This is a genomic window from Nocardia concava NBRC 100430, assembly GCF_000308815.1.
GTDB classification, from domain to species: Bacteria; Actinomycetota; Actinomycetes; order Mycobacteriales; family Mycobacteriaceae; genus Nocardia; species Nocardia concava.
In genome coordinates this window covers 1-6,093 of sequence record NZ_BAFX01000052.1, presented here as the reverse complement: position 1 = coordinate 6,093, position 6,093 = coordinate 1, and the positions used below count along the sequence as shown (strand labels likewise).

At 67.8% G+C, this 6,093-nt stretch carries 8 protein-coding genes; 1 reads left to right on the top strand and 7 read right to left on the bottom strand.

What is annotated here, in order from left to right; all coding sequences use genetic code 11:
* From era to ON43_RS10920, 5 genes are all read right to left on the bottom strand, one after another.
* Nucleotides 1-654 (bottom strand): GTPase Era (gene era / locus ON43_RS10940; protein WP_040806462.1); only part of this gene is annotated, 654 nt, incomplete at its 3' end.
* Nucleotides 651-1,085 carry a cytidine deaminase-like protein gene (locus ON43_RS10935; protein ID WP_245568539.1) on the bottom strand — a complete coding sequence of 145 codons (435 nt, stop codon included), beginning with the start codon at nucleotides 1,083-1,085 and terminating at the stop codon, nucleotides 651-653. The genes era and ON43_RS10935, both read right to left, overlap by 4 nt.
* Complete coding sequence (locus tag ON43_RS10930) at nucleotides 1,078-2,418, bottom strand: hemolysin family protein (RefSeq protein WP_083913314.1); 1,341 nt, start codon at nucleotides 2,416-2,418, stop codon at nucleotides 1,078-1,080. The genes ON43_RS10935 and ON43_RS10930 overlap by 8 nt, the downstream gene beginning before the upstream one ends.
* Nucleotides 2,415-2,972, bottom strand: a complete 558-nt coding sequence (ybeY, locus tag ON43_RS10925) for an rRNA maturation RNase YbeY (protein WP_040806460.1) — start codon at nucleotides 2,970-2,972, stop codon at nucleotides 2,415-2,417. The genes ON43_RS10930 and ybeY overlap by 4 nt, the downstream gene beginning before the upstream one ends.
* A gap of 22 nt (nucleotides 2,973-2,994) precedes the next feature.
* Entirely contained in the window at nucleotides 2,995-4,065 is a 1,071-nt protein-coding gene (locus ON43_RS10920; protein ID WP_051178266.1) for a PhoH family protein, read from the bottom strand.
* A gap of 316 nt (nucleotides 4,066-4,381) precedes the next feature.
* On the opposite strand from ON43_RS10920, the gene ON43_RS10915 reads away from it, so the two are divergent.
* Nucleotides 4,382-4,783, top strand: a complete 402-nt coding sequence (locus tag ON43_RS10915; RefSeq protein ID WP_157513993.1) for a hypothetical protein — start codon at nucleotides 4,382-4,384, stop codon at nucleotides 4,781-4,783.
* Here ON43_RS10915 and ON43_RS10910 read toward each other — a convergent pair.
* Complete coding sequence (locus ON43_RS10910; RefSeq protein WP_040806457.1) at nucleotides 4,767-5,507, bottom strand: 16S rRNA (uracil(1498)-N(3))-methyltransferase; 741 nt, start codon at nucleotides 5,505-5,507, stop codon at nucleotides 4,767-4,769. The genes ON43_RS10915 and ON43_RS10910 overlap by 17 nt on opposite strands.
* Nucleotides 5,508-5,511: 4 nt before the next feature.
* On the bottom strand, nucleotides 5,512-6,093 hold a 582-nt coding region (locus ON43_RS10905; protein WP_040806454.1), incomplete at its 5' end, for a DnaJ C-terminal domain-containing protein.

The window sequence follows — 6,093 nt, the reverse complement described above, 5'->3', positions numbered from 1 at the left end:
CGAGTGCGGGAGCTCGTCGCGCACGCCCTCCAGGGCCGCCTCGCGAATGAGCTCGGCCATCAGGACTTCCTCGGGCTCGTCGGTGAGCTCGCCGTCGGGGTAGAAGGCCGGGCCCTCGGGCATCTGGGAGGCGATGACGTCGATGAGCACCTCGACCTGCTCACCCTTCACCGCGGAGACCGGAACCACCTCGGCCTCGGGGCCGAGCAGCTGGGACACGGCCATGAGCTGATGTGCGACCTGGTCGCGGCTCACCTTGTCGATCTTGGTAACCACGCCGAGCAGGGTCGTCTTGGGCGCCATGGTCTTGATCTGCTCGACGATCCAGCGGTCGCCGGGGCCGATCTTCTCGTCGGCCGGGATGCAGACCGCGATCACGTCGACTTCGGAATAGGTGTCGCGCACCAGGTCGTTGAGCCGCTGGCCGAGCAGCGTGCGCGGGCGGTGCAGGCCGGGGGTGTCGACCAGGATGAGCTGCGCGTGCTCGCGGTGCACGATGCCGCGGATGGTGTGCCGCGTGGTCTGCGGCCGCGAGGAGGTGATGGCGATCTTCTGCCCCACCATGGCATTGGTCAGCGTGGACTTGCCGGTGTTCGGGCGTCCGACGAAACAGACGAAGCCGGAACGGAATTCGTCCTTGTTCTGGCCGCTCATTCGAAAACCTCCGATTCGGTGTCGATGTCGAGCGCCGCCGGTACCTCGCCCGCCTCGGGCCGCTGCGCGGAAATGGGATTCTCGACGCCGTAGCTGTCGCTCGCGTCCAGCACGTCGAACACCGCCCCCTTGGCATCGCCGAAAATGATTCGCGCGGAAGGCGATACCTCACGCACCGCGGACACACCGAGATCGGAGAACTTACCCGCGACCACCACGGCCGCCTCGAAACCCTCTGCGCCACTGGAGATCGCGGCCGCCACCGCCGCCTGCAGGGCGGTCAGCCGCAGCGTCGACAGCTCGACGGTCCCGGCGGCATAGGTGCGTCCGTCGGTATCCCGCACGGCCGCACCGCCGTTGCCGCCGGTCCGTCCCATGGCGCCACGGGCGAGGACCGCCAGCTTGCTGTCCTCGGCATCCAGTTCAATCATCGGCCTCTCCGTCCTCGTGTGCGCCGCCGTCCGGCTCGCTGTCTCGAAAAACACCGTCGGCGGGTTCGCTTTTCGTCTTCTCGGGGGCCTTGCGCACCACCACCGTGTGGATGCGCATGCGGCCCCGCGCGTCGGCCCCGCCCTCCCCCTTCAGTTGCAGGCCGTGCACGACGGCCTTGGAGCCGGGCAGCGGGACACGGCCCAGCGCGTGCGCGAGCAGGCCGCCGACGGTGTCGACGTCCTCCTCCTCGATCTGCATGCCGAACAGCTCGCCCAGATCGTCGACCGGGAGCCGGGCCGAGACCCGGTAGCGGCCGTGGCCGATCTTCTCGATCGGCGCGATCTCGTCCTTGTCGTACTCGTCGGCGATCTCGCCCACGATCTCCTCGAGAATGTCCTCGATGGTGACCAGCCCGGCGATGCCGCCGTATTCGTCGACCAGCAGCGCCATATGGTTGCGGCGGCGCTGCATCTCGTCGAGCAGGGCGTCCAGCGGCTTGGAGTCGGGCATGAACACGGCGGGCCGCATGACCTGCCGCACCTTCACCTTGCGGCTCCGATCCGCGTACGGGACAAGGTCTTTGAGGTAGACGACGCCGAGAATGTCGTCGACGTTCTCGCCGATCACCGGCACCCGGGAGTGCCCGGACCGCACGGCCAGCGACATCGCCTGCGCCGCGGTCTTGTCCGCCTCGATCCACACCATCTCGGTGCGCGGCACCATGACCTCGCGGGCGGGGGTGGTGTCGAGTTCGAAGACCGACTGGATCATGCGGCGCTCGTCGGCGTCCACGACACCGCGCTCGCCGGCCAGGTCCACCACCTCGCGCAGTTCGATCTCGGAAGCGAAGGGGCCGTTGCGGAATCCCTTACCGGGGGTGATCGCATTACCGACCAGGATCAGCAGGCGGCTGATCGGGCCCAGCAGCGAGCCGATGGCCTGCAGCGGCAGGGACGCACCGAGCGCCAGGGAGTACGCGTGCTGGCGGCCGAGGGTACGCGGGCCGACACCGATCACCAGATAGTCGACCAGCACCATGACCGCCGCGGTGATCAACAGCGCGGTGGCCTCACCCAGCCAGTCCATGAGCACCGCGGCCAGCAGCACCGTCGCGGTGATCTCGCACGTAAGGCGCAGCAGCACCATGAGATTCACATACCGCGGCCGGTCCGCGATGATGCGGGATAGCCGTGCGGCGCCGGTGCGTTCGGCGCGCACCAGATCCTCCACGCGGGCGGGGGAAATGGTGTTCAGCGCCGAATCCAGCGCCGCGAAGACACCGCCCGCCGGGACCAGGACGATCGCCAGCAGGAGCAGAACGAATGAATTCACGCCGGGCCCAGCGGATCACCGGTGGTGTCGGTGAATCCGGTCTTGCCCAGCAGCCGCTGATCGCGGTCGGCCAGTTCGGCGCGGCGCATCTCCTGGCGGACATGCTCGTACCAGCCCTCCAGCAGGGAGGCCTGCAGCGCGAACATCTCCTTCTCCTCCTCCGGCTCGGCATGGTCGTAGCCGAGGAGGTGCAGGACGCCGTGCACGGTCAGCAGCGCGAGCTCGTGATCCATGGAATGCCCGGCCTTCTCGGCCTGCTGGGCCGCGAACTCGGGGCAGAGCACGATATCGCCGAGCATGGAGGGGCCGGGCTCGGCGGCATCGGGCCGTCCGCCCGGCTCCAGCTCGTCCATGGGGAAGCTCATGACGTCGGTCGGGCCCGGGAGGTCCATCCAGCGCATGTGCAGATCCGCCATGGTGTCGAGATCGACCAGCACCATCGACAGCTCGGCCGCCGGATGGACGTCCATCTGCCCGATCACGAAGCGCGCGACGCTGACCAGTTCTTCTTCGGATACCTCGATACCCGATTCGTTGGCGATCTCGATGCTCACCCGAACAGCCTAGAGGGCGAGGTCAGTGTCGTTCTCCCCGGCTCGCGGCACGTCGCTGCGCGCGATTGCCCGGGTAGTGCACCGCGGCCGGGGGCCGGGTCTCCGACTCGTACCGGTCATAGGCGTCGACGATCGCCCCGACCAGCCGGTGACGGACCACGTCGGCGCTGGTGAGCTCAGCGATGTGGATGTCATCGATGCCGTGCAGGATCTCCGTCGCCGCCCGCAGACCCGAACGCGAGTTGTTCGGCAGATCGACCTGGGTGATGTCACCGGTCACCACGATCTTGGAGCCGAAGCCCAGGCGGGTGAGGAACATCTTCATCTGCTCGGCCGTGGTGTTCTGCGCCTCGTCCAGAATGATGAACGAATCATTCAGCGTGCGACCGCGCATGTACGCCAGCGGCGCGACCTCGATGACACCGGCCTGCATGAGCTTCGGGATCGCCTCGGGATCCATCATGTCGTGCAGGGCGTCGTAGAGCGGACGTAGGTACGGGTCGATCTTGTCGTTCAGCGTGCCCGGCAGGAAGCCCAGCCGCTCACCCGCCTCGACCGCCGGCCGGGTCAGGATGATGCGGTTGACCTGCTTGGTCTGCAGCGCCTGTACCGCCTTGGCCATGGCCAGATACGTCTTGCCGGTACCGGCCGGGCCCACCCCGAAGACGATGGTGTGCGCGTCGATAGCGTCGACATAGCGCTTCTGGTTGAGCGTCTTGGGCCGGATGGTCTTGCCGCGCCGGGACAGGATGTCCAGGCTCAGCACCTCCGCCGGGGAATCCGAGGAGCCCTCGGTGAGCATGGAGTAGGTGTGCCGCACCGCCTCCGGGCTGACCACGCGATTGCGCGCGGTCAAGGCCACAAGCTGCGCCACCACACGTTCCGCCAGCGCCACGTCTGCGGGCTTGCCGGTCAGTGTGACCGAGTTGCCACGGACATGGATGTCGGCATCGAGCAGCCGCTCGAGTTCCCGCAGGTTCTCATCAGCCGAACCCAGGAAACCGAACACCGACTCCGGTGCCAATTCGATGCTGGAACGAACGGTCCGCCCCGCCGGCCCGGACCCGTTGACGCCGGCCCCGATGCCGGCAATGGGAGTGCTCTGATCGCCGATTTCGCCTGGGTTTCTCAAAAGTGGCTATAGCCTGCTTCCCGGTCTCGATCCCGTATTCGTTGACAGAAGTTTACCGCCGCCCACCGACACGGCCCAGTGAATAAGCCGCTACCAACAGGCGAAACAACCCACCGTCACGCAACCGCCGCACCCCCGAATCCATTCCGTGCCGCAACCAGGCGATATCGGAGCGCGACCGTAGACTCCGGTCGTGTCGGAAACCTGGATACCTCTGCGGCGAGGCGGGAACAGGATCGACCCTCCCGCCGGTCGGATCAGAATCGCGGTGGGTGCGGTGGCGGTACTGGTCGGCATGTACACCCCATTAGTCAGCATCAGAGGCCCTTACGACCCACCGACCTTCACGATGCTCGGTCTCGGCCGTTTGGGCGCACCGGCGGTGCCGTTGTTCATCGCGGGCGCGGTCGTACTGCTGGGGTTGGGCTTGCTACCCGACCGCATCGATATGCCGGCCGTCAAGCTCGCGCCTGTGCTGCTGGCGCTGACCTTCGCCGAAACGATCGGTGTAGCACTGGATCTCGTCACAGGGTTGGTGATCGCGGTCGCGAATCACGGTGACCATGACGGAACTCATGTGACATACCGGGTGGGGCTGCAGTTCTTGATCGTTGGCCTGGTGCTGCTGTTGTCCGGAGCCTTCGACCGTTGGCGCGCCGGGCCTACCAGCGCGGAGTGAGCGCGCCCAGGGCGCCGAGGGCGACGGCGGCGGCGGTGGAGGTGCGCAGGACGGTGGGGCCGAGGAGGACTACGTCGGCGCCGGCTTCGGTGAGGGACTTCAGTTCGGAGTCGTCGAGGCCGCCTTCGGGGCCGACTATGAGGATTACCTCGGGGACGTCAGCGAAAGACAGTTCGGTCAAACGGGATTCGCCGGACTCGTGGAGAGCCGCGACAATCGCGCCGGAAGACTTGGCGGCACGGACCAATTCGAGGAGGTCCTTGGTGGTGTGGAGGTCGGCGACGTCCGGGATGTAGGCGCGGCGGGATTGGCGGGCGGCTTGTTTGGCGGCGGCTCGCCATTTTTCGACGCCCTTGCGGGCCTTGGCTTCCCAGTTGGAGACGCAGCGGAGGGCCTGCCAGGGGACTATGGCGTCGGCGCCGGCTTCTGTCATGAGTTCGACTGCTAGTTCGGAGCGGTCGGATTTGGGGAGGGCCTGGACCACGGTTACCTGCGGGGTCCAGGGGTCCGCTAGGCGCTTGTTCAGGACCTTCAGTTCGAGGCGATCCTTGTGGGCCGCAACCACTTCCGAGTCGGCGAGGGTTCCGTGGCCGTCGGAGAGGGTGATGGCCTCTCCCACCCGGGTGCGGCGGACGGTGGCGGCGTGGCGGCCCTCGGGGCCGTCCAGGACCGCGGTCGCACCCGGGTCGGGGATGTCGTCGAGGTAGAAGACGGTGGCGGCCAAGGGATCAGCGTCCGCTGAAGGATGCGCGCAGGCGCGCGAACAGGCCCGAGTTGTGCTCGGACTGGGCGGTCATCACCTCGGTGTGCTCGCCCGCGCGCATGCCCTTGTACTTGCGCAGCAGATCGGACTGCTTGGCGTCGAGCTTGGTCGGCACCACGATGTCGAGGTGCGCGATCAGATCGCCGCGGGAGCTGGCGCGCAGCTTGGGCATGCCGTGGCCGCGCAGCACCGACGCCTCGCCGGGCTGGGTGCCCGGCGGGATGGTCAGCTCGACCGGGCCGTCGAGGATGGTGTCGATGACGACCGTGGTGCCCAGGGCCGCGTCGACCATGGGGACGCGGATGGTGCAGTGCAGGTCGTCGCCGTCGCGCACGAAGGTGTCGTGCGGCTGCTCGACGATCTCCACGTACAGGTCACCGGCGGGACCGCCGCCGGGGCCCACCTCACCCTGAGCGGCCAGGCGCACGCGCATGCCGTTGGCGACACCGGCCGGGATCGGCGCGGCGATCTCGCGGCGCGACCGCACGCGGCCGTCGCCACCGCACTTGCGGCAGGGGTCCGGAATGGTCTCGCCCGCGCCCCGGCA

Bases quoted from the DNA above. Each gene is read 5' to 3' on its own strand.
- ON43_RS10935 (WP_245568539.1), bottom strand. From the start codon at position 1,085: ATGATTGAACTGGATGCCGAGGACAGCAAGCTGGCGGTCCTCGCCCGT.